Annotated in this window: 14 protein-coding genes; 13 read left to right on the top strand and 1 reads right to left on the bottom strand. The window is 63.6% G+C overall.

Going from position 1 to position 19,107, the window contains the following annotated elements; all coding sequences use genetic code 11:
* The first annotated feature begins 94 nt into the window (after positions 1-94).
* The 6 genes from ABD937_RS12275 to ABD937_RS12250 are packed head-to-tail and all read left to right on the top strand — an operon-like array spanning position 95 to position 10,357.
* Positions 95-1,396, top strand: a complete 1,302-nt coding sequence (locus ABD937_RS12275; RefSeq protein ID WP_345256032.1) for an SWIM zinc finger family protein — start codon at positions 95-97, stop codon at positions 1,394-1,396.
* Positions 1,396-2,883: a DUF5691 domain-containing protein gene (locus ABD937_RS12270; RefSeq protein ID WP_345256031.1), complete on the top strand. Its 1,488-nt coding sequence runs from the start codon at positions 1,396-1,398 to the stop codon at positions 2,881-2,883. Before ABD937_RS12275 ends, ABD937_RS12270 begins: the two co-directional genes overlap by 1 nt.
* A 9-nt stretch (positions 2,884-2,892) precedes the next feature.
* Complete coding sequence (locus tag ABD937_RS12265) at positions 2,893-3,975, top strand: ATP-binding protein (RefSeq protein ID WP_345256030.1); 1,083 nt, start codon at positions 2,893-2,895, stop codon at positions 3,973-3,975.
* Entirely contained in the window at positions 3,972-6,278 is a 2,307-nt protein-coding gene (locus ABD937_RS12260) for a DUF5682 family protein (RefSeq protein WP_345256029.1), read from the top strand. Before ABD937_RS12265 ends, ABD937_RS12260 begins: the two co-directional genes overlap by 4 nt.
* Complete coding sequence (locus ABD937_RS12255) at positions 6,275-7,414, top strand: VWA domain-containing protein (RefSeq protein ID WP_345256028.1); 1,140 nt, start codon at positions 6,275-6,277, stop codon at positions 7,412-7,414. The genes ABD937_RS12260 and ABD937_RS12255 overlap by 4 nt, the downstream gene beginning before the upstream one ends.
* A 12-nt stretch (positions 7,415-7,426) precedes the next feature.
* Positions 7,427-10,357 carry a DUF4132 domain-containing protein gene (locus tag ABD937_RS12250; RefSeq protein ID WP_345256027.1) on the top strand — a complete coding sequence of 977 codons (2,931 nt, stop codon included), beginning with the start codon at positions 7,427-7,429 and terminating at the stop codon, positions 10,355-10,357.
* Between the two features lie 103 nt (positions 10,358-10,460).
* Here the strand turns inward: ABD937_RS12250 and ABD937_RS12245 are convergent, their stop codons facing one another.
* Positions 10,461-11,144, bottom strand: coding sequence for a RibD family protein (locus ABD937_RS12245; RefSeq protein WP_345256026.1), 684 nt, complete (start codon positions 11,142-11,144; stop codon positions 10,461-10,463).
* A 167-nt stretch (positions 11,145-11,311) separates the two neighbouring features.
* On the opposite strand from ABD937_RS12245, the gene ABD937_RS12240 reads away from it, so the two are divergent.
* The 7 genes from ABD937_RS12240 (at position 11,312) to ABD937_RS12210 (ending at position 19,076) form a co-directional block, all read left to right on the top strand.
* Entirely contained in the window at positions 11,312-11,938 is a 627-nt protein-coding gene (locus ABD937_RS12240) for an ABC transporter ATP-binding protein (RefSeq protein WP_345256025.1), read from the top strand.
* Positions 11,935-13,032, top strand: a complete 1,098-nt coding sequence (locus tag ABD937_RS12235; protein WP_345256024.1) for a hypothetical protein — start codon at positions 11,935-11,937, stop codon at positions 13,030-13,032. The genes ABD937_RS12240 and ABD937_RS12235 overlap by 4 nt, the downstream gene beginning before the upstream one ends.
* A gap of 72 nt (positions 13,033-13,104) precedes the next feature.
* Positions 13,105-13,758: a protein-L-isoaspartate(D-aspartate) O-methyltransferase gene (locus tag ABD937_RS12230; RefSeq protein ID WP_345256023.1), complete on the top strand. Its 654-nt coding sequence runs from the start codon at positions 13,105-13,107 to the stop codon at positions 13,756-13,758.
* 387 nt (positions 13,759-14,145) lie between these two features.
* Complete coding sequence (locus tag ABD937_RS12225) at positions 14,146-14,766, top strand: helix-turn-helix transcriptional regulator (RefSeq protein WP_345256021.1); 621 nt, start codon at positions 14,146-14,148, stop codon at positions 14,764-14,766.
* Positions 14,753-15,475: a DUF3307 domain-containing protein gene (locus tag ABD937_RS12220; RefSeq protein ID WP_345256020.1), complete on the top strand. Its 723-nt coding sequence runs from the start codon at positions 14,753-14,755 to the stop codon at positions 15,473-15,475. Before ABD937_RS12225 ends, ABD937_RS12220 begins: the two co-directional genes overlap by 14 nt.
* A 251-nt stretch (positions 15,476-15,726) precedes the next feature.
* Complete coding sequence (gene thrA, locus ABD937_RS12215; protein WP_345256019.1) at positions 15,727-18,156, top strand: bifunctional aspartate kinase/homoserine dehydrogenase I; 2,430 nt, start codon at positions 15,727-15,729, stop codon at positions 18,154-18,156.
* On the top strand, positions 18,153-19,076 hold the full coding sequence (locus tag ABD937_RS12210; RefSeq protein WP_345256018.1) for a homoserine kinase: 924 nt from the start codon (positions 18,153-18,155) through the stop codon (positions 19,074-19,076). Before thrA ends, ABD937_RS12210 begins: the two co-directional genes overlap by 4 nt.
* The last annotated feature ends 31 nt before the right edge of the window (positions 19,077-19,107 follow it).

Here is a 19,107-nt window from a genome sequence, read left to right as displayed (position 1 = left end):
CCCTCCGAAAGGCTCATTGAATTAAACAGCCTTTGAGAAGCCTTCGTCCTGTATTTCGACACCGGACTTTGACTAAGTTTAGGGCTCCTTCCGCATGAATCTTACCGACGATCAGATACTGGGCCTCGCGCCCGACGAAGCCTCCCGGAAAGCCGGACAGGGCCTCGCGGGCCCGCAGAAATGGGTGACCCTCGGCGCGTCCGAAGCGGCCGTCTGGGGCGAATGCCAGGGCAGCGGCAGCAAGCCTTACCAGGCTGCGATCGACCTTGGCTCCACCGCTTTCAAATGCTCCTGCCCGAGCCGGAAATTTCCCTGCAAGCACGGCATCGGCCTCGGCCTGCTCCACGCGCGTCAGCCGGCCCTGTTCGCGGCAACCGAAGCACCCGCCTGGGTGCAGGAATGGATCGGGCGGCGGGCCCGTAAAGAAGAAGAAAAGACCGGGCAAAAGGAAACGGCGGTGGACACTGCGGCCCAGCAGAAACGCCAGGAGGCACGGGCGGGCAAGGTGGCAGATGGCATCGCCGAGCTGCTTTCGTGGATACAGGACATCATCCGCGGCGGGCTGATGCAACTGCCCGACAAGCCACCGGCCTTCTGGGAAGACGCCGCACGCCGCCTCGTGGACGCGCAGGCGCCCGGGCTCGCCGGCATGGTACGCGGGCTCGGCGAAACGGCCTTCTACAAAGACGGCTGGCAAACCGGCTTCCTCGAGCGCCTGCTCGATCTGTACCTCGTTGGCAAAGGCTTTCAGGGTGCTACGGAACTCGGCGAGGATACCGTGCAGGACCTGCGCGCCCGCATCGGCTTCCCCGTGAGCCAGGAAACGCTCAAGGAGCAGACCGGCATCACCGACACCTGGATCGTGCTCGGCCGGCGCACCTTTGTGGAAGACAACCTCACTACCGAACGATACTGGCTCTGGGGTCTCCGCAGCGACCGCTATGCGCTGCTGCTGCAGTTCCTGGTAAGGGGGCAGCCACCGACGTTGCTGATGCAGCCCGGGATGCACCTGGAGGCCGAGCTCGTTTTTTATCCCGGCTCCCACCCGTTGCGGACGATCATCAAGCGACAGCTGCCCGCGGCGCCGGCTCGGCCGGAGGCAGGGCACGACTCGTGGCGATCGGTTGTAGCAATACAGGCGGCCGCGTCGGCGGCCTTCCCGGTGCAGCCGGAGCGACCCTTCGTGGTGCGCGGGCTCACTCCGGTGCCTGCCGAAGGTGGCTGGTGGCTCCGCGACGGCGCCGGCGACCGCATGGCACTCCCGGCCGGCTACCCGGGACTCTGGAAGCTGCTGGCCTGGAGCGGCGGCGCCCCCCTCGACCTCGCCCTGGTGGGCAAGGGCCAAATCTATGAACCCCTGGGCCTCTGGAGCCAGAATCAATACCACGTACTTTGATGGAACCCTGGAACGCCCTGATCGATACCGCCCTGCTGGGCACATCGCGCCGGCCGCTGAGCCCGGAGGCGCTGCCGCCGGCGCTGCGTACCGCCCTGGCAATGGCGCCGCAAGCCACTGCGGAGGAATCCTTCCTGCAGGCGGCCGCGCTGCTGTATAATTACCGCCAGTGCGGCCTGCTCCCGCTGCGCGACCCGGAAGCGCAACTTGCCCCCGCAAATCCGGAGGAACTACCCTATATCGGTGATGCTGCACGAAAGCTGTTGCATGCGGTGCTTGAAACCGGCAGCGCGGCGCTGTTGCACCTCTTCCTGGACCGGTGCTCCGCGGCTGGCCAGATCGTAGGGCCGGACGTCATCCCGGTGCTCCTGGATGCGGCGCTGAAAGATCGTTCGCTGCGCCCGCCGGTGTTTGCTTGTTGCGGCGCGCGGGGCGCCTGGCTCCGGAGCCTGAACCCGGAGTGGAAAAAGATGGGCGAGCCGGTAGAGGAGGAGGATCCCTGGGAAACCGGGAGCCTCGACCAGCGGCGCGAATGGCTCCGGAACCTGCGGGCTACCGACCCCGCCGCGGCCCGTACCCACTTGCAGGCCGCCTGGCCGCAAGAGAACGCCGCTGCCCGTGCCGCGCTGCTCTCAGCTCTTGCTATCAATATCGGCGACGACGACCTACCCTGGCTGACCGGGCTAGCCGGCGACAAGAGTGTGAAGGTGCGCGACGAAGTATTAGCGCTTCTGAAACTCGTTTCCGGCTCTGAGCTCGTACAACGCTACCGCGCCGTGCTCTCCCGATCCGTACAAATACAGGTGTCACGCGGCGTACTCGGTATCGGCGGAAAAACTACGGTGTCGCTGCAGCTGACAGGCATGGAGGAAGAACTTTACAAAACAGGGATCGAATCGCTGTCCGGCACGAGGGACACCTCCGACGAGCAGTTTGTACTCTATCAGCTGGCGGCGTCGGTGCCCCCCTCGTTCTGGGCGGAGCAACTGGAGCGCCCGGCGGAAGAAGCAATAGCCTTGCTGGCAAAAGAAAAGGCAACAGCCTTCCTGCTGCCGGCAATTGCCACCGCGGCTCTTCGTTTCCGCGATGCAGACTGGTTGCGCCCTGTGCTCGCCCAGGACCAGAAGTCGCTCTACTCGGACGCCTGGTTGCTGCTGCCGCAGCCGGAGGCCGAGCACTATTCGACGCCCCGTATGAAAGGACCACCCGGAGCGGAGTTGCTCCAGGCCGCGCTTGCCCATAGCCGGCAGGAGTGGGGCCTTCCCTTTGCCACCGCGGTGCTCCGGACGCTGTCGGCCGACCCGTATAATTACGGAAAACCCTTTTACAGCGGGCTGCTGCCCTTTCTTCCGGCTGCGGCGGCGCCTGTGCTGCAGGCGCTGCGGCAGGACACCGCCAGGCATCCCTATTCCGCCGGCGCGCAACAGGAGTACCTGCTGCACCTCCTCGGGCTCAAAGAGCAAATTCAACAACACTTCAACGCATAAACCAACGCTATGGCCCACATCTTACGGGAACACGCAGAGCATCTATACGCACAGGAGCTGGAAGAGCTCCGCAAGTCCGACAGCGGAAAGCGCCCGGCCAACTGGACGATGACGCCGCAGTCGGTGGTGACCTACTTGCTAGGCGGGCGCCTGCCCAACGGCTTCGAGGTGTCGCCCAAGTACATCGGCAACCGGCGCCTCATGGAGATCGCCGTGGCGACCCTCACCACCGATCGCGCGCTGCTGCTGTATGGCCTGCCCGGCACCGCCAAGAGCTGGGTGAGCGAGCACCTGGCCGCCGCCATCTCGGGCGACTCCACCCTGATCGTACAGGGTACTGCCGGTACCGGCGAGGAAGCCATCCGCTATGGCTGGAACTATGCCCGCCTGCTGGCCGAAGGGCCGAGCGAGAAGGCCCTCGTGGAAACACCGGTGGTGCGTGCCATGAAAGACGGCAAGATCGCCCGCATCGAGGAGCTGACCCGTATCGGCGCCGACGTGCAGGACACGCTCATCACCATCCTTTCGGAGAAAGCGTTGCCCATCCCCGAGCTCAATACCGAGGTGCAGGCGACGCGCGGCTTCAACATCATTGCCACCGCCAACAACCGCGACAAGGGCGTCAACGACCTGTCGAGCGCGCTGAAGCGCCGCTTCAATACCGTAATTCTACCGGTGCCGGCTTCGATGGAGGAGGAGATCGACATTGTGCAGCGCCGCGTGGAGAGCTTCGAAAAGGTGATGGAGCTACCCGCTGAAAAGCCGGCCCTCGAAGAGATCCGGCGCATCGTGACCATATTCCGGGAGCTGCGTGCCGGCCTGACCCTCGACGGCAAGTCGAAGCTCAAGGTGCCGAGCGGCACCCTCAGCACGGCAGAAGCCATTTCGGTCATGAACAGCGGGCTGGCCATGGCCGCTTACTTTGGCGACGGCCGCCTTACCGCCGCCGACCTCGCCGCGGGCGTGGTGGGCGCCGTGGTAAAGGACCCCGTCCAGGACAAGGTGGTGTGGCAGGAATACCTGGAGACGGTAGTGAAGACCCGCGAAGACTGGAAAGACATTTACAGGGCCTGCCGTGATCTGGGAATATGAGTGTGCACCTGTTCGGAATACGACACCATGGCCCCGGCTCTGCGCGCAACGTGCGGGAATACCTGGAGGCGCTCCGGCCCGACATCGTACTGGTGGAAGGTCCGCCCGAGGCCGATGCGCTGCTACAGTGGGCGGCCGATGAAGCCATGAAGCCGCCGGTGGCGCTCCTGTGCTACCGACCCGACCGGCCGCAGCAGTCCATTTTTTATCCCTTTGCCGAATTTTCACCGGAGTGGCAGGCCATAACTTATGCGCGTCGCCACGCGATACCGGTCCGCTTCTTTGACCTGCCCGTTGCCCATATGTTCGGGATTGAAGAGGAGGCGCAACGGCGTGATGAGCAAACCAAAACGGACCCGAGTACACCCGAAGCGGAACCGGATGCAATCGAAGCCGGAGGGCCCGCCCCGCAGGGCACAGACGTGAAGGTGGCGGAAGAGGCCCGGCGCGACCCGATCGGCTGGCTGGCCGAGGCGGCAGGCTACGCCGACGGCGAAGAGTGGTGGGAGCAGATGTTCGAGTACCGGCAGGAGGCAGGCGAAGTGTTCGAGGCGATCGGGGAGGCCATGGGCGCTTTGCGCAGCACCCTGCCGCAACGCGCCGACCACCGCGAGGCGCTTCGCGAGGCCCATATGCGCCGCGCCATCCGGCAGGCGGAGAAAGAGCTGTACACGACCGTGGCCGTGATTTGCGGCGCCTGGCACGTGCCAGGACTCAAGGAGCCGGTAAAGGCAAAGGACGACAACGAGCTGCTGAAGGGGCTGCCTAAAGTAAAGGTGGAATGCACCTGGATCCCCTGGACCTACGATCGGCTCAGCCTGCGCAGCGGCTATGGCGCGGGCATCGGCTCGCCGGGCTGGTACGGGCACCTCTGGCAGCACCCGAACGACGATGGAACGCGCTGGATGAGTCGCGTGGCGGCCTTGTTCCGCGGGAAAGGCATGGACACCTCCGTAGCGCACGTGATCGAGGCCGTGCGGCTGGCCACGGCGCTTTCCTCGCTGCGCGGACTCCCGCGCGTGGGGCTCGCCGAGTTGGAGGAAGCCACGCGCAGCGTGCTGTGTGGTGGCGAAGACCTCCTGATGCAGCTGCTGCACGACGAGCTTATCGTGGGTCATGTGATCGGCGAAGTGCCCGAAGTGGTGCCCCGCCCGCCGCTGCAGGTCGATATCGAGAAAACGCAGAAAACCCTGCGCCTGCCCGCAACGGCCGATTTCAAAGACTATACGCTCGACCTCCGCAAAGACACCGACCTGGCCCGGAGCGTCTTCCTGCACCGGCTGCGCCTGCTGGGGATTGGCTGGGGCGAGCAGACGGCAACCAGCGGCAAAGGCACCTTCAAGGAGCAGTGGCGCCTGCAGTGGACGCCTTCCTTTGCCGTGGACGTGATCGAAAAAGGCAACTGGGGAAATACGGTGGCCGAGGCTGCCAACAACTTTATCCGGCACGAGGCCCGCAAGGGCGGCTCGGTACCCTCGATCGCGCGCCTGCTCGTGAACGCGCTGCCCGCCGACCTGAACGAGGCGGTGAACGAGCTGCTGCCTGCGCTCAACAACGCGGCCGCCGCGAGTACCGACGTGGTGCAGCTGATGGAATCCCTCGAGCCGCTCGTGCGCGTGGCCCGGTATGGCAACGTACGGCGTACCGACGCGGAGCTCGTACTGCGCATCGTGGATACGATGGTGACGCGGATCTGCATCGGGCTGCCCAACGCCGTTTCGGGGATCGCCGACGAGGCCGCCCAGGAATTGCTCGACCAGATGCGGCTCGTGCACGAGGCCCTCGCTTTGCTGCAGCAGGCCTCAATGGACGAGGCCTGGATAGGCGCGCTCCGTTCGGTACTGGCCAACAGCCGCTCGGCGCCGGTGCTACGGGGCTATGCTGCACGCCTGCTCTACGACCGCAAGGAGCTGCAGGGCGAGGAGCTGGAGCGCCGGTTCCGAACCGAGGTATCGCTGGCCGCCGGCCCCGACCGCAGTGCAGCCTGGCTCGAGGGCTTTCTGCGGGGTTCCGGCACGCTGCTGTTGTTGGATACCGACCTCTGGTCGCTCGTGGACGAATGGGTGGCGACGCTCGACCCCTCCGTATTTATACAGGTGCTGCCCCTTCTCCGGCGCACCTTCTCGCTCTTCACCCGGCCGGAGCGCCGGCAGTTGGGCGAGAAGGCCCGCTCCGGCAACAGTGGCCACCGGGTGGCAAACGCGCCGTCAACCGGTTTGGATCCCGCACGTGCCGCCACCGGTATCCCCATCGTGCTGCGCCTGCTGGGCATTCCTCTCACCGATCAAACAAACCCGATATGAGCGATACGGAACGACTCCGCCGCTGGCGACTGGTGCTGGGCAGCGCGGAAAACGACGGCACCGGCATGCCGCTTTCCGGCACCGACGTGCAGCTGGATGGTTCCCTGAACGCCCTCTACGACTCCGACCGCAAGGGTGGCCTCGGCGCATCGTCGCCCAATGTGGCGCGCTGGCTTGGTGATATCCGGACCTTCTTCCCTTCGAGCGTGGTGCAGGTGATGCAGCAGGATGCCCTGAAGCGCCTCAACCTGACGCAGATGTTGCTCGAGAAGGAGATGCTGGAGAATGTGGAGCCGGACGTGCACCTCGTGGCTACCCTTATGAGCCTGGGCCGCGTTATCCCCGACAAAACGAAGGACACGGCACGGCTGGTGGTGCGCCGGGTGGTGGAAGAGCTGATGCGCCGCCTGGCGCAACCGACGCAGCAGGCCATCGCCGGCGCCCTCAACCGCAGCGTGCGCAACAGGAGGCCCCGCTATAACGAGATCAACTGGCATGCAACGATTCAAAAGAATCTGAAACATTACCAGCCTGACCACCGCACCATCATCCCCGAAACGCGCATCGGCCACGGGCGCAAGCGCAGCGCGCTCAAAGACGTGGTGCTTTGCCTCGACCAGAGCGGATCAATGGGCGCTTCGGTCGTGTACTCCGGTATTTTCGGCGCCGTGATGGCGTCGATCCCGGCCGTGAACCTCCGGATGATCGTGTTCGACACGGCAGTAGCCGACCTTACCGAGCAGGTGACCGACCCTGTAGAACTACTGTTCGGCGTGCAACTCGGCGGCGGCACCGACATCCACCTGGCGCTGCGCTATTGCGGCGGTGTCATCACGCGTCCGGCAGACACCGTACTTGTTTTGATCACCGACCTTTACGAAGGCGGCGATGAGGGCAAGATGCGCGTAAAGGCGGCGGAGCTCGTGGCGGCCGGCGTGCAATTGATTGTGCTGCTCGCGCTCGACGACTCGGGGGCTCCGTCGTATGACAACGGCAATGCCGAGTATTTCGCATCCCTTGGCGTTCCCGTATTTGCGTGCACACCCGACAAATTTCCCGAGCTCATGGCCGCCGCCCTCTCCAAGCAGGATATCGCGCAATGGGCGGCGCGTGAAGACCTCGTTCTGAAAAAATAACCTTGTTCCACCATGTTTTTTACTCAAGAAGAACTGAAGCCTTTCTTTTTCGATACGAACAACGACCAGCCTTACGGACATTCGCCAGAGTCAAGGGAGAACTACGCGCTGATACGGAGTTACCTCCTGGGTGAGCGCCCCGACCTCAGCGGCCTGCATCCCACGTACGAATACTACCAGCTGCTTGGGCTTGCCTACCTGCTCGGGTCGCCGGCTGCGCCCACGGCCCACACTACCCGCCTGCTCGACCTATTCTTTCATCCCGATGTACTTCCGGGGGTTACGCACTACCTGCCCGCGGTGTTCGGGCACCTAGCGCTGCAGGCCGCCGATGTGCCCGCCGTGCATGCCTGGGTCTCCCTGATGCACCGGTTGGGCCTGTCCGACACCGACATCTTCATGCTCCTGCTCAACCAGCTGAACCGGGGCGCTGAGGGAGGCGACTTCCTGGCCACCGATCCGCCCGTGAAGCAATGGATGCAGCGGCACCTGCCGCCGGCCGGCCGGGTTCAGCGCAGCGCTCACAGCTGGGGCGATGACCAGTGGAGCTATCCGTACTTCGTGGTGGTAGAAGCAGGACGGCCGGCGGACGCGCTGCAGGAACTGTTCGTGGGACTGTCGCTCGCCAGCGAATGGACCTCCGACCTGCTGCGTCACGCCGATGGTCACTACCTGCCGCAGATCACCGCCTGGATCCGGGGCGAGCACGGGCACCTGCACGAGGTAGTCCCCCGTTTTTATACGGCCGCTGAACTTTATGAATGGAAAGGAGAGGAAGTGGCGGAGTTGCTCCTGCACAGCGCGCGCCTATACCTGTCCTGGTACCGGCAGCGCAGTAAAGCCGAATACCACGAACCGTATTTCTCCGGAAAGAAACTGAACGGATACTACAGCACTGTTGCCCTGTCGCGCATCTTCAACGACGCACCCGGTGAGGCAGTGAAGCTGTTGGAAGAATGGTTCCGCGACGGCGTTCCGGTATCGCTGGCCATCCATACTTACTTGAAGAAGGCCCATCCGGCGGAAGCTTTGCCTTTTCTGCGCGAAGGATTGCTGGGCAAAGGGCAGCCTACACACATCGAGCACAGCCGCGGTCTGTTGGAGTTCCTACAACAAGGCTATCCGCAAGCTGATTACCTCGACACCGTTTGGAAGCTGGCGGCAACGAAGTCGAAACCCCTCCGCACGCTTGTGGCCGACATGGTGCTGAAGCGTGATCCGGATGCCGAGCAAAAGGCCATCGCCCTGCTGAAAAGCAAAAGCAGCGAGGCACGCCAGACCGGGGCCATCATCCTGTCGGCCTTTTCTTCGGATAGTGCCCGCGCCGCGGTAGGCACATTGCTCGACGCCGAAGCCAACGATAATGCCCGCGACCTGTTCCTGCAGATCGCACAGGACGGGTTCCCGCCGGCCGCCGACACGGACTTCCTGGAGCGTACGATCGCGGCGGCGCGGGGCCGCGGCAAGCTCGATAAGCCCGTGGAGTCCTGGCTCGACGAGGCAACGCTGCCGCCGCTGTACGACCAGTCGGGTGCTGCGCTTCCGCCTGATACGGTCCGCTTCCTGCTCTACCGCATGCGGCGGGTAAAGGCGATGGAGGCCGACCCGGAGGCACGCTTCGTGCTGGCGCAGGTCGACAAGGAACGCTCCGGCCCCTTCGCCGGGGAGCTGCTCCGTATTTTTACGGATAAGCAGGGAAAGCCTGAATACAAGTACCTGCTTGCCCTCGCGGCACTGGTGGGAAACGAGGCTATCACCGACAAGGTGTGCACGCTGATCAACGAGTGGATCGACAGCAACCGCGGTAAGATGGCTGAGTACGGCATCGGGGCGCTCGCGCTGCAGGGCTCCGACAAGGCGCTGCGCATCGTGGAAGCCTACAGCCGGAAATTCCAGAACAAGAAGCAGAACATCGGCGCCGCAGCCTTGCAGGCGCTCGAGGATGCAGCGTCGGCACTCGGCATCACGGTGCACGAGCTAGGCGACCGTGTGCTGCCCGACCTGGGCTTCGAGGGGGTGTACAAGGAGTTCTCCGTTGGCGACGCTGGCTACCGGGCCTTTATCGACAGCAACTTCAAGCTTGTCTATTACGACGAGGACAACAAGAAGCTGAAGGCGCTTCCCGCCGCTGCTGGTCCTGAGATCAAAGCCTATTTCAAGGACGTGGCCAAAGAAGTGCGCGACGTAGTGAAGGCACAGTCGGGCCGGATGGAGTACTTCCTGGTGGTGCAGCGCCGCTGGACGCCGGAGGCCTGGCAAGCGCTCTTCCTGGGCAATCCCATCATGTTCATCTATGCGACGAAGCTGCTTTGGGGCCTGTTTGACGAAGCGGGTGCGCTGCGGCAATGCTTTCTTTGCCTCGACGACGGAAGCCTCGTCGATGAAGGGCAGGAGGAGCTCGAATTGCCGGAGGGCAGCTTTGTGGGGATGGTGCATCCCCTACAGCTGGAGCCCGCGGCGCTGGATCGCTGGAAGCGGCAGTTCTTCGACGCGGGCATCGCTCCCGTATTTCCACAACTCGACCGCGCTGCCCATGCGCCTGCCGACCCCGGGCGAAGGATCGTTACCGACTATGCCGGCCGGCCGGCGGAACAGGGGGCGGTGCTGGGCACCCTCGAGCGGGCCGGCTGGCGCAAGGGCCCTTCCGGCGACGGCGGCTTCCTCGACCACTTCAGCTTTCGCGAGCCGGCACACGGCATCGAGGCGATCCTCCAGGTCGAAGGCGTATTTGCCGGTGGCTTCGGCTACGACTATGAGCCGAAGCTCGGGCGTCTGTATTTCCTGAAGGACAATGGGCCGCGGAAAGGATGGTTCCGGCCACCCGCAGACGAGTCGGACGAGCGTCTGCTCCTGCTGGCCGACGTGCCGCCGATCTTTTATTCCGAAGTGATCGCCTCCGTGGAGCGGGTGCGGACGGGTAAGGCTGCAGCGGCAACCCCGTAGTGTTCGTGAGGCGAGCAGTGTGAGGCGTCGTGCCCGATAGTGGTTTTTCGTTATGATTGCGTTCGGGTGGGTATGGCTCGCGGCTCACGATCCTCCCTTCAGCTTACCGGATCACATCGTAGCGGATCCAGAGAAAGTCGTCGAAGATCTTCTTCACCGACTTGAGCCGGAAGCGCGTGGCGGTGCGCTTGCCGAAGCCTTTCTCCGCTTCGAAGAGGGTAGGGGCGCCGATAGTGCCGTCGGCCACGGGCGCCAGCACGAGGCTGAACTCGTCGATGAGCCCCGCTTTCAAAAAAGATCCGTTGACATGGCCGCCGCCGTCGATGCGAACGCGCTTGATGCCGAAATGCCGGTTCAGCTTCTCGAGCACGAGCGCCAGGTCGAGTTCCGTTTTGCCGCCAAAAAGGTAAGAGACGTTCTTCGCCCGCAAGTGCTCCAGGTAGCCGCTCGATACTTTCTCGGTCAGCACCTCGATGACGTGCTCGGTAGACACCATGTTCTTGTCCCAATGGCATTTGCCCGAGGGATCGATCACCACGGCATAGGTCTTCGCGTCGTGCGTGCCGACAAAGTCTTCTTTCGGGATGCGCACGGTGCTTTTCATGGCCGGGCGCGGCTTCTTGCTCGAGAACTCCTGCATCGTTACCCGGCCCACGAGCCAAGCGTCTGCCTTGATCTTCGATGCGGGCTCCTCGAAATATTTGGCGGGATCTTTATAACCCCAGATGTCCTGCTTGATGCGTCCGTCGACGGAGCCCAGCATATGGCAAATCACGTGTGGTTTCATGTGTTTCGGAGTTTGGAGGAGTGTCAAAGGTGCGGGCAGGCCAGCCGGGAAGCAAGCGCGGCCACGGGTTAGGGCGATTGTTAATTTCGCTCCGGATCGATGACCGGGCGGCCCCGAAGCATTTTACGCAGTATTTTCCGATGCGGCTACGTCAGCCGGCAATCACCATGCTTGAACTGCACGATTTCAAAAAATCCTACGACGGACGGCTTGTGCTGCAGGTGCCCGACCTCGCTCTGGCCGAAGGCGTCTACTGGATCCAGGGCCCCAACGGGGCCGGCAAGAGCTCGCTACTCCGCGCCATCGCGGGGCTCACGCCCTATAGCGGGCGCATCGTAGCCGGAGGTATCGACGCGCGCTGCAACAAGAAGGCCTATTGCCGCATCGTGAACTGGGCCGAGGCCGAGCCCGTTTATCCCGGCTTCCTGACAGGTCGCGACCTGCTGCAGTTTTACCTCGATACGAAGGGCGGATCGGCCCCGGCTACCGCAGCACTGCTGGAGGCCTTTGGGATGAACAGCTACCTGGAGCAAAACCTGGGCACGTGGTCGAGCGGGATGACCAAGAAGCTCTCGCTGGTGCTGGCCTTCGTCGGCAACCCGAAATGGATCCTGCTCGACGAGCCGCTGATCACGCTCGATACGGCCGCGCAGGCAACCTGCCTCCGGCTCGTGGGCGAGTATGCGGCCACCGGCTGCTCGTTCTTACTGAGCTCCCACCAGCCGCTGGATGGAGCAGCCTTCGCCTTCGAAACGCTCCTCGTCTGCAACCAAACCCTCGAGCGCCAGTTATGACGGGCCTTTTCCTGCGGTTGTTCACCGGGCCTTTTTACCGCCGCCACACCGGCTTCTTCGCCGGGTGCTTTATCGCCTTTTTCGGGGCGGTGCAGCCGCACACACTGGGGCTGTATCACCGCGCGCTGATGCAGACCTTCCTTTCGTCGCCCGCGCTGCTGGCGCTGCTCCTGCTGGCCTGGTCGGTATATGGGCTGCGCGTCTTCGGTTGCTGCCGGGGCCTGTTGCTGGGCGCGGAGGGCCGCTTCCTGTTCGAGACGCGGGCGCTGGGCGGCACGCGCCAGGTGCTTCCGTTCGCCGTCGCCGTGGGGGCGATCTATCTTCCGCTCCTGGTCTATGCCGCACTGATGGCTGCCTTTGCCGTGCTGAGCGGAAAGGGAGGCAGCGCGGTCGTCATTGCCGTATACGTGCTACTCCTGTATGCGGGTACCGTTGCCGGACTACTGGCCGGGATCAATCGCGCCGACCGGCCCGGCTGGGGCGCCTTCCGTCCGCGCCGTGTGCGTAAGGCGGTGCCGTTCCGGCACTGGCTGCTGCAGTATACGTGGAAGGAGCTCCGCTTTTCCTTCGTGCTGCTGAAGGCCTTTTCGCTGCTGTTGTTGTACATCCCGCTCGTCTGGAACGGCGACCGTTACGACCATGATTCGATCGTGCTTTTCCTGGTAGTGCTGGTGGCGGCGCACAGCTTCCTGGCCTTCCGCTTCGTCGGCTTCCTGGAGGGGCCGCTGTCGTGCTACCGCAACCTGCCGGTCGGCCGGGGCCGGCTCCTGCTGTTCTTTTATGTCACCTACCTAGTGCTGCTGCTGCCGGAGGGACTGTATTTATACGGTGTGGGCCGCCACCTTATCGCTTGGCCCGACCTGGTCGCCATCTGGCTCGTGCCGGTGCACACGCTGCTGTTCCTGACGGCAGTGCAATACGGCGGCGCGCCGGAAAAGACCGAGTACATGAAGGTGCTGGCCGGCCTGTCCTTTGTCTCCATCTTCTTTTTCAACGGCGAGTGGTACGGGCGGTGGATGCTGGGGCTGGGCGCGCTCGGGGCTTTTCTCTTCTTTGTAGGGCAGCCCACTTTCGAGAAGGGCAAGGAGGAGTGATGCGCCGCTTCTGTGGCACACGGGTAGGACTCCCGGCATTATTCTTTCTGCACGATCCTTAAACGCCCGGCCATGTATTACTTTCCCGACTCTCCCCGGCAACAGAAGCAGCGGCGAACCCTGGTGGCGGAGATCCGCCGGAAGGGCATTGCCGACGAGCGGGTGCTGGAGGCCATCGGCCGGGTGCCGCGACACCTGTTCATGAGCGCCGGCTACTCCGAAGACGCGTATGTTGACAGCGCATTCCCGATCGGAGAGGGGCAGACCATCTCGCAACCCTATACGGTGGCGTACCAGACCGCGCTGCTACAGGTAGAGCCCGGCCAGCGGGTGCTGGAGATCGGCAGCGGCAGCGGCTACCAGGCGGCCGTGCTGGGCGCGATGGGCGCTGCTGTGTACTCGGTGGAGCGCATTGCTGCACTGTACCACCGGCTTGCCACGCAACCCTGGCGGCCGCTGTACCCGGATGTTCATTTCTACTATGGCGATGGCAACGAGGGCCTGCCGCAGGAGGCACCCTTCGACCGGGTGCTCATTACCGCGGCGGCGCCCGATTGGTCGGACGTGTTGTTGGAGCAGCTCCTCCCGGGCGGCTGCCTGGTGTTGCCCTTCGATAACGGTGGGGCCCACCAGCAGATGCTTCGGCTCTGGAAAGAGGAGGGCGGTGTGCGGCGCGAAGCGTTCGGCTTTTTTTCCTTCGTGCCGTTGCGGCGGGGAGTCGAGTAAGGACAAAAAAAATCCGCTGTAGAAACAGCGGACGTAACGATTGCTTGCTATATGAAAAGTTTGAGTTCGATTTCTGGATCCCGGCGCGGCTCCGGGGGCTTTGTTGGTACAAAATTACCTGCTACGGAGCGGCCTGCCGAGATGAGGTTGCGGGAGTGCTACGATGCCTAGGGTCTTAAAAAAATGTTACATCCCTTTACAGGTAAGGGTTTGGCGGAGTTTGGCGCTTGATGCCCAAGAAGTTTTGAGCAGGTGCGTGGGATGAAAAAATGTTGTTTGGACATTGATTTAAGGGATATGTATTCGGCTTTATCCACGAATAAGAGCATAATTCGTATTTAAATGCGAAATTGCCCTATATTCGGTATTAAATACGTAATAGTCCCCATGCCCGCCGTACTCACTGCCGATGTCGTCAACTCTACGGATCTCCGGCCCCCGGACTTCCGGGATCTGATCGCTGCCCAGGAGGCGTTGCTTTCCGGACAGGACTTCGAGTTCTACCGGGGCGATTCGCTCCAGGCTTTCTTGCCCGACGCCAGGGCTGCGTTCCGGCTGGTGCTGTCTATCCGCACCGCCGCCCGCCGCTTCAACCAGCAATACGGCGAGGGTACGATCGATGTGCGCTGTGCGATCGGGATCGCGGCGGGCAGCGTACCCACGGACAACGTGCGCACGGCTACCGGCCCGGCCTTTCTGCTTTCGGGGCGTGCTTTCGACGCACTGGGCGAAGGAGCGCGGCTCACGATCCTGTCCGGGAACGAGGAAGCCAACTTCTCCCTGGGCCTCCTGGCGCGCTTTACCGATCACCTGCTCCACCAGTTGACGGGCCGGCAGGCAGCCGTTATCTTTGAGCTCCTCGGCAACCGGAGCCAGCAGGAAGTGGCCCGCGCCCTGGGAAAGTCGCCGGCCACCATCAGCCAGCACGTGCACTCCGGCGCCTGGCCCGAGCTGGAGCGGCTCCTCCGCGATTATACCACCCTCATCGAACGCTATGCTTTATCATGACGCCCTGCTCTGGATCGCCCGGGTGCTGCTCGCCCACCTCCTGACCGACTTCCTGCTGCAGGCCGGCTCCTGGGTGCGCGACCGAAAGGTGCGCCACTTCGCTTCGCCCTGGCTCTATGCGCACGGCGGCGTGACCCTGCTCGGCGCCTTGCTGCTCGGCGGCTTCGCACACTGGGGCGCGGCGCTGGTGGTCGGCGTCACGCACACGCTCATCGACGGGTGGAAGAGCTACCGCCGCGACAACTGGCAATACTTCCTGCTCGACCAGCTTTTGCACGTATCCGTAATCCTACTGGTCGGCTTCTGGCCCCTTCTCACTTTCGACGGCATCGGTGAGGAATGGAACACGATCCAAAGTTCGAAAATGCTCTGGCTGGCAGGAGCGGGGCTAATGCTCCAAACCGCCCCCGCTTCGATCTTCATCGGCCTCGTCACGCGCGACTGGCGCCGCCAGATCCCCGACGTGGACCAGGCCACGCTCGCACACGCCGGCAAGTACATCGGCATGATCGAGCGGGTGCTCATCTTCGTGCTGGTGCTGCGCGGCCAATTCGAGATCATCGGCTTTCTCATCGCGCTCAAGGGTATTCTTCGCTTTGCCGACGAGAAGCGCTCCGAAACGAAGACCGAGTACCTCCTCATCGGCACGCTCCTCAGCATCGGTATCGCCCTCCTCAGCGGGCTTGCCGTTGCGGCGCTTTTGAAATGACGATGCGGGTCCGCCCGGGAAATTATTGGCGGGTTGCGCCGGAATCCTTAATTTGAGCACATGCTGCCGCGGTACGCATATCCTCATTTGCGCATGACCCTTCCCGTGGAAGGGCCTGGCTTCCTGCTTTCGGCCACCGCCACCACCGGTACGACCACCACAACCCGAAAGGGTTGAGCACGCACATACCACCCCGGGCCGAATAGGCGCATTTCTACGGATACGATCTCTCCATTCCAAACTGATTTCTGATGCAAGTACTCAAATTCGGCGGCACGTCGATGGGCTCCGCCGACGCCATGCGGCAGGTAAAATACCTCCTCCTTGCCGCCGGGGAAAAAGACCGCTGCGTGGTCGTAGTATCGGCCATGAGCGGCGTCACCGACACACTGCTGCAGGCCGGCACGCTCGCCGCAACCCAGGACCCTCAATGGCCCGCGCTGGTAGAAGGGCTGAAGGCGCGGCACCTCGAAACGCTGGGCGCACTGGCGCCCGGCAGCGACAACGCGTTTATCGTGGAGGCCTGCACCGCGCTCAACACCTTATGCAGCGGCATCGCCGCCCTCGGCGAATGCTCCAACCGCACCCGCGACCGCCTGGCCGCTTTCGGTGAGCTGCTGTCGTCGCAACTCTTTACCGCCTACCTCCGTCACGAAGGCCTGGACGCCGCCTGGGTCGACAGCCGCAGGCTGATCCGCACCAACAGCATGTATACGCATGCGCAGGTGGAAGTAGAACCGACGGAGTCCGCTATCCGTTCTTACTTCGCCGGGGCCGAAGGCGTGCTCTTTGTGCTGCCGGGCTTCATTGCCGCCAGCGCGGAAGGCGATACCACCACGCTGGGTCGCGGCGGCTCCGATTATACGGCCGCTTTGCTCGGTGCCGCACTCGGCGTTCCCGTAGAAATATGGACCGACGTGCCGGGCATGATGACGGCCGATCCGCGCCTCGTACCCAATGCCCGCAGCATTGCCTCCCTAAGTTTTGAAGAGGCGATGGAGCTGTCGCACTTCGGCGCCAAGGTGCTGTACCCGCCTACCGTGCTGCCGCTCATGAAGCGCAACCTGTCCGTGCACATCCGCAACACCTTTGCGCCCGACGCGCCCGGCACGCGCATCCATGCGCAGGTAGCGCCCGGCGAAAGCATCATCCGCGGCCTTACCAGCATCACCGGCGTTGCCCTCATCTCGCTCGAAGGCAGCGGCATGGTAGGCATCCCCGGTTTCAGCGCCCGCCTCTTCGGCGCCCTCGCCCGCCAGTGCGTGAACGTCATCCTGATCACGCAGGCGTCTTCGGAGCACAGCATCTGCGTGGGCATCGAAGGAGCCGCGGTGGAAGCGGCACGCGCCGCGGTGCAGGAAGAATTCCGCAACGAGCTGCGCGACGGCTCCATCGATCCGCTGCAATGCGAGTCGGGACTGGCGATCGTGGCCCTCGTCGGCGACCGGATGAAGAGCCATTCCGGCATCAGCGGGCGCCTGTTCTCGGAGCTCGGTCGCAACGGCGTCAACATCCGCGCGATCGCGCAGGGCTCTTCGGAGCGCAACATCTCCACTGTGATCGCAGGCCGCGACGTGCGCAAGGCCATCAACGTATTGCACGAGGCCTTCTTCGAAACGAGCTACAAACAGGTGAACCTGTTCATCGCCGGCACCGGCAACGTGGGCAGGCGCCTGCTGGCGCAGCTCGCCCAGCAGGCGGCCTGGCTTGAGCAGCACCTCCGCCTGCAGGTGCGCGTCACCGGCCTTCTCAACAGCCGGCGCATGCTGCTGTCGGAGCAAGGCATTGCGCTGGCCAACTGGGAAGAACAGCTGATGGCCGCCGAAGCCGCCGACCCGGCGCGCTTTGCGCAGCGGATCGGGGAGCTCAACCTGCGCAACTCCGTGTTCGTGGACATGACCGCGCAGGAGGCCGTGGCCGGCCTGTATGAATCCCTGTTGCGCCGGAGCTGCCGCATCGTTGCCTGCAACAAGATCGCGGCATCATCCGCCTACGCGCACTACCGGATGCTGAAGGACCGGGCCCGGGAGTTCAATGCGCCCTTTCTCTTCGAGACCAATGTCGGCGCCGGCCTTCCCGTGATCAGCACCCTCGGCGACCTGATGAGCAGCGGCGACGAAGTGCAGCGCATCGAGGCCGTACTGAGCGGCACGCTCAACTTCGTGTTCAATCATTACGACGGCTCCGCGTCGTTCGCCTCCATAGTACGCGAAGCGCAGGCCCAGGGCTACACCGAGCCCGACCCGCGCCTCGACCTTAGCGGAACCGACGTGGCCCGCAAGATCCTGATCCTCGCCCGCGAGGGCGGTGCGTCGTTGGAGATGGCCTCCATCGCTAACGAGCCCTTCCTGCCGGCGTCCTGCCTTGAAGGGAGCATCGAGGACTTCTATGCCGAGATGGAGCGGCAGGAGCCGCATTTTCGATCCCTGCTCCACCGGGCGCAGGCTGCGGGCAGACGGCTTAAATACGTGGCGCGCTTCGACGGCGGGCGTGCCTCCGTAGGACTGGAATCCGTAGATCCACAACACGACTTCTATCATCTTTACGGTAAGGACAATGTGGTGCGGTTCTTTACCCAGCGCTATGCCGGCCAGCCGCTCGTAGTGAAGGGCGCAGGCGCGGGCGCCGAGGTAACCGCTTCCGGGGTTTTTGCCGACATCATCAAAACCGCCCGCTTATGAAGGAGGAAGTAACCGTACAGGCGCCGGGGTCGGTGTCGAACCTGGGCAGCGGATTCGATGTGCTGGGCTTCGCCCTCGGCGCACCGTATGATGTGCTCACGCTCCGGCGAACCGATACCCCCGGTGTGCGCCTCATTAACGATTCCCCGTTCGACCTTCCCGGCGACCCGGAAAAGAACGTGTCGGGGGTGGTGTTGCTGGCCGCCCTGCAGCGCGCAGGGGCTGCGCACGGCTTTGAGCTGCGCGTCGAGAAGCGGATCAAGCCCGGTAGCGGCATCGGCTCGAGCGCCGCCTCTGCGGCCGGCGCCGCGGTGGCCGCCAACGAGCTGCTCGGGAATATCTTCTCGAAGGAAGACCTGCTCGACCTCGCCATGGAAGGCGAGGCCCTGGCCTCGGGAAGCCGGCATGCCGACAACGTGGCACCGTGTATCTACGGGGGCGTCACGCTCGTGCGCTCGCTCGACCCGGTCGACATCATTGCCCTGCCGCCCGCCGATCTTTTTGTCACTATCGTGCACCCGCAGATCGAGGTGTCGACGGCCTACGCGCGCAGCATCCTGCCCAAAGAGCTCCCGATGCGGTCGGCGGTGCGGCAATGGGGCAACCTGGGGGCGCTCGTGGCCGGCTTTTACCGGAACGACCCCGAACTCATTGGCCGCTCGATGGAAGACGTGGTGGCCGAGCCGTATCGCAAGGCACTCATCCCGGGATTCGAGGCGGTACGTACCGCCAGCAGGCAGGCCGGTGCGCTGGGCGGCGGCATCTCGGGCTCGGGCCCTTCGCTGTTCCAGTTCAGCCGCACGGAAGCCACCGCTGAAGCCATTGCGGCCGCCATGCGCGACGTTTACACCGGACTCGGGATCGAGCACCGCACCTATGTGACCACGATCGATCCGCGGGGTGTAAGAGTAATGTGCTAATGGGGTAATGGGGTAATGGGGTAATGTGCTG

Source organism: Flaviaestuariibacter amylovorans (genome assembly GCF_039541815.1).
GTDB lineage: Bacteria > Bacteroidota > Bacteroidia > Chitinophagales > Chitinophagaceae > Flavisolibacter > Flavisolibacter amylovorans.
Note: the sequence above shows the minus strand (reverse complement) of the source record. Positions and strands in the feature narration are given on the sequence as shown.

Bases quoted from the DNA above. Each gene is read 5' to 3' on its own strand.
- ABD937_RS12275 (WP_345256032.1), top strand. From the start codon at position 95: ATGAATCTTACCGACGATCAGATACTGGGCCTCGCGCCCGACGAAGCC.
- ABD937_RS12270 (WP_345256031.1), top strand. From the start codon at position 1,396: ATGGAACCCTGGAACGCCCTGATCGATACCGCCCTGCTGGGCACATCG.
- ABD937_RS12265 (WP_345256030.1), top strand. From the start codon at position 2,893: ATGGCCCACATCTTACGGGAACACGCAGAGCATCTATACGCACAGGAG.
- ABD937_RS12260 (WP_345256029.1), top strand. From the start codon at position 3,972: ATGAGTGTGCACCTGTTCGGAATACGACACCATGGCCCCGGCTCTGCG.
- ABD937_RS12255 (WP_345256028.1), top strand. From the start codon at position 6,275: ATGAGCGATACGGAACGACTCCGCCGCTGGCGACTGGTGCTGGGCAGC.
- ABD937_RS12250 (WP_345256027.1), top strand. From the start codon at position 7,427: ATGTTTTTTACTCAAGAAGAACTGAAGCCTTTCTTTTTCGATACGAAC.
- ABD937_RS12245 (WP_345256026.1), bottom strand. From the start codon at position 11,144: ATGAAACCACACGTGATTTGCCATATGCTGGGCTCCGTCGACGGACGC.
- ABD937_RS12240 (WP_345256025.1), top strand. From the start codon at position 11,312: ATGCTTGAACTGCACGATTTCAAAAAATCCTACGACGGACGGCTTGTG.
- ABD937_RS12235 (WP_345256024.1), top strand. From the start codon at position 11,935: ATGACGGGCCTTTTCCTGCGGTTGTTCACCGGGCCTTTTTACCGCCGC.
- ABD937_RS12230 (WP_345256023.1), top strand. From the start codon at position 13,105: ATGTATTACTTTCCCGACTCTCCCCGGCAACAGAAGCAGCGGCGAACC.
- ABD937_RS12225 (WP_345256021.1), top strand. From the start codon at position 14,146: ATGCCCGCCGTACTCACTGCCGATGTCGTCAACTCTACGGATCTCCGG.
- ABD937_RS12220 (WP_345256020.1), top strand. From the start codon at position 14,753: ATGCTTTATCATGACGCCCTGCTCTGGATCGCCCGGGTGCTGCTCGCC.
- thrA (WP_345256019.1), top strand. From the start codon at position 15,727: ATGCAAGTACTCAAATTCGGCGGCACGTCGATGGGCTCCGCCGACGCC.
- ABD937_RS12210 (WP_345256018.1), top strand. From the start codon at position 18,153: ATGAAGGAGGAAGTAACCGTACAGGCGCCGGGGTCGGTGTCGAACCTG.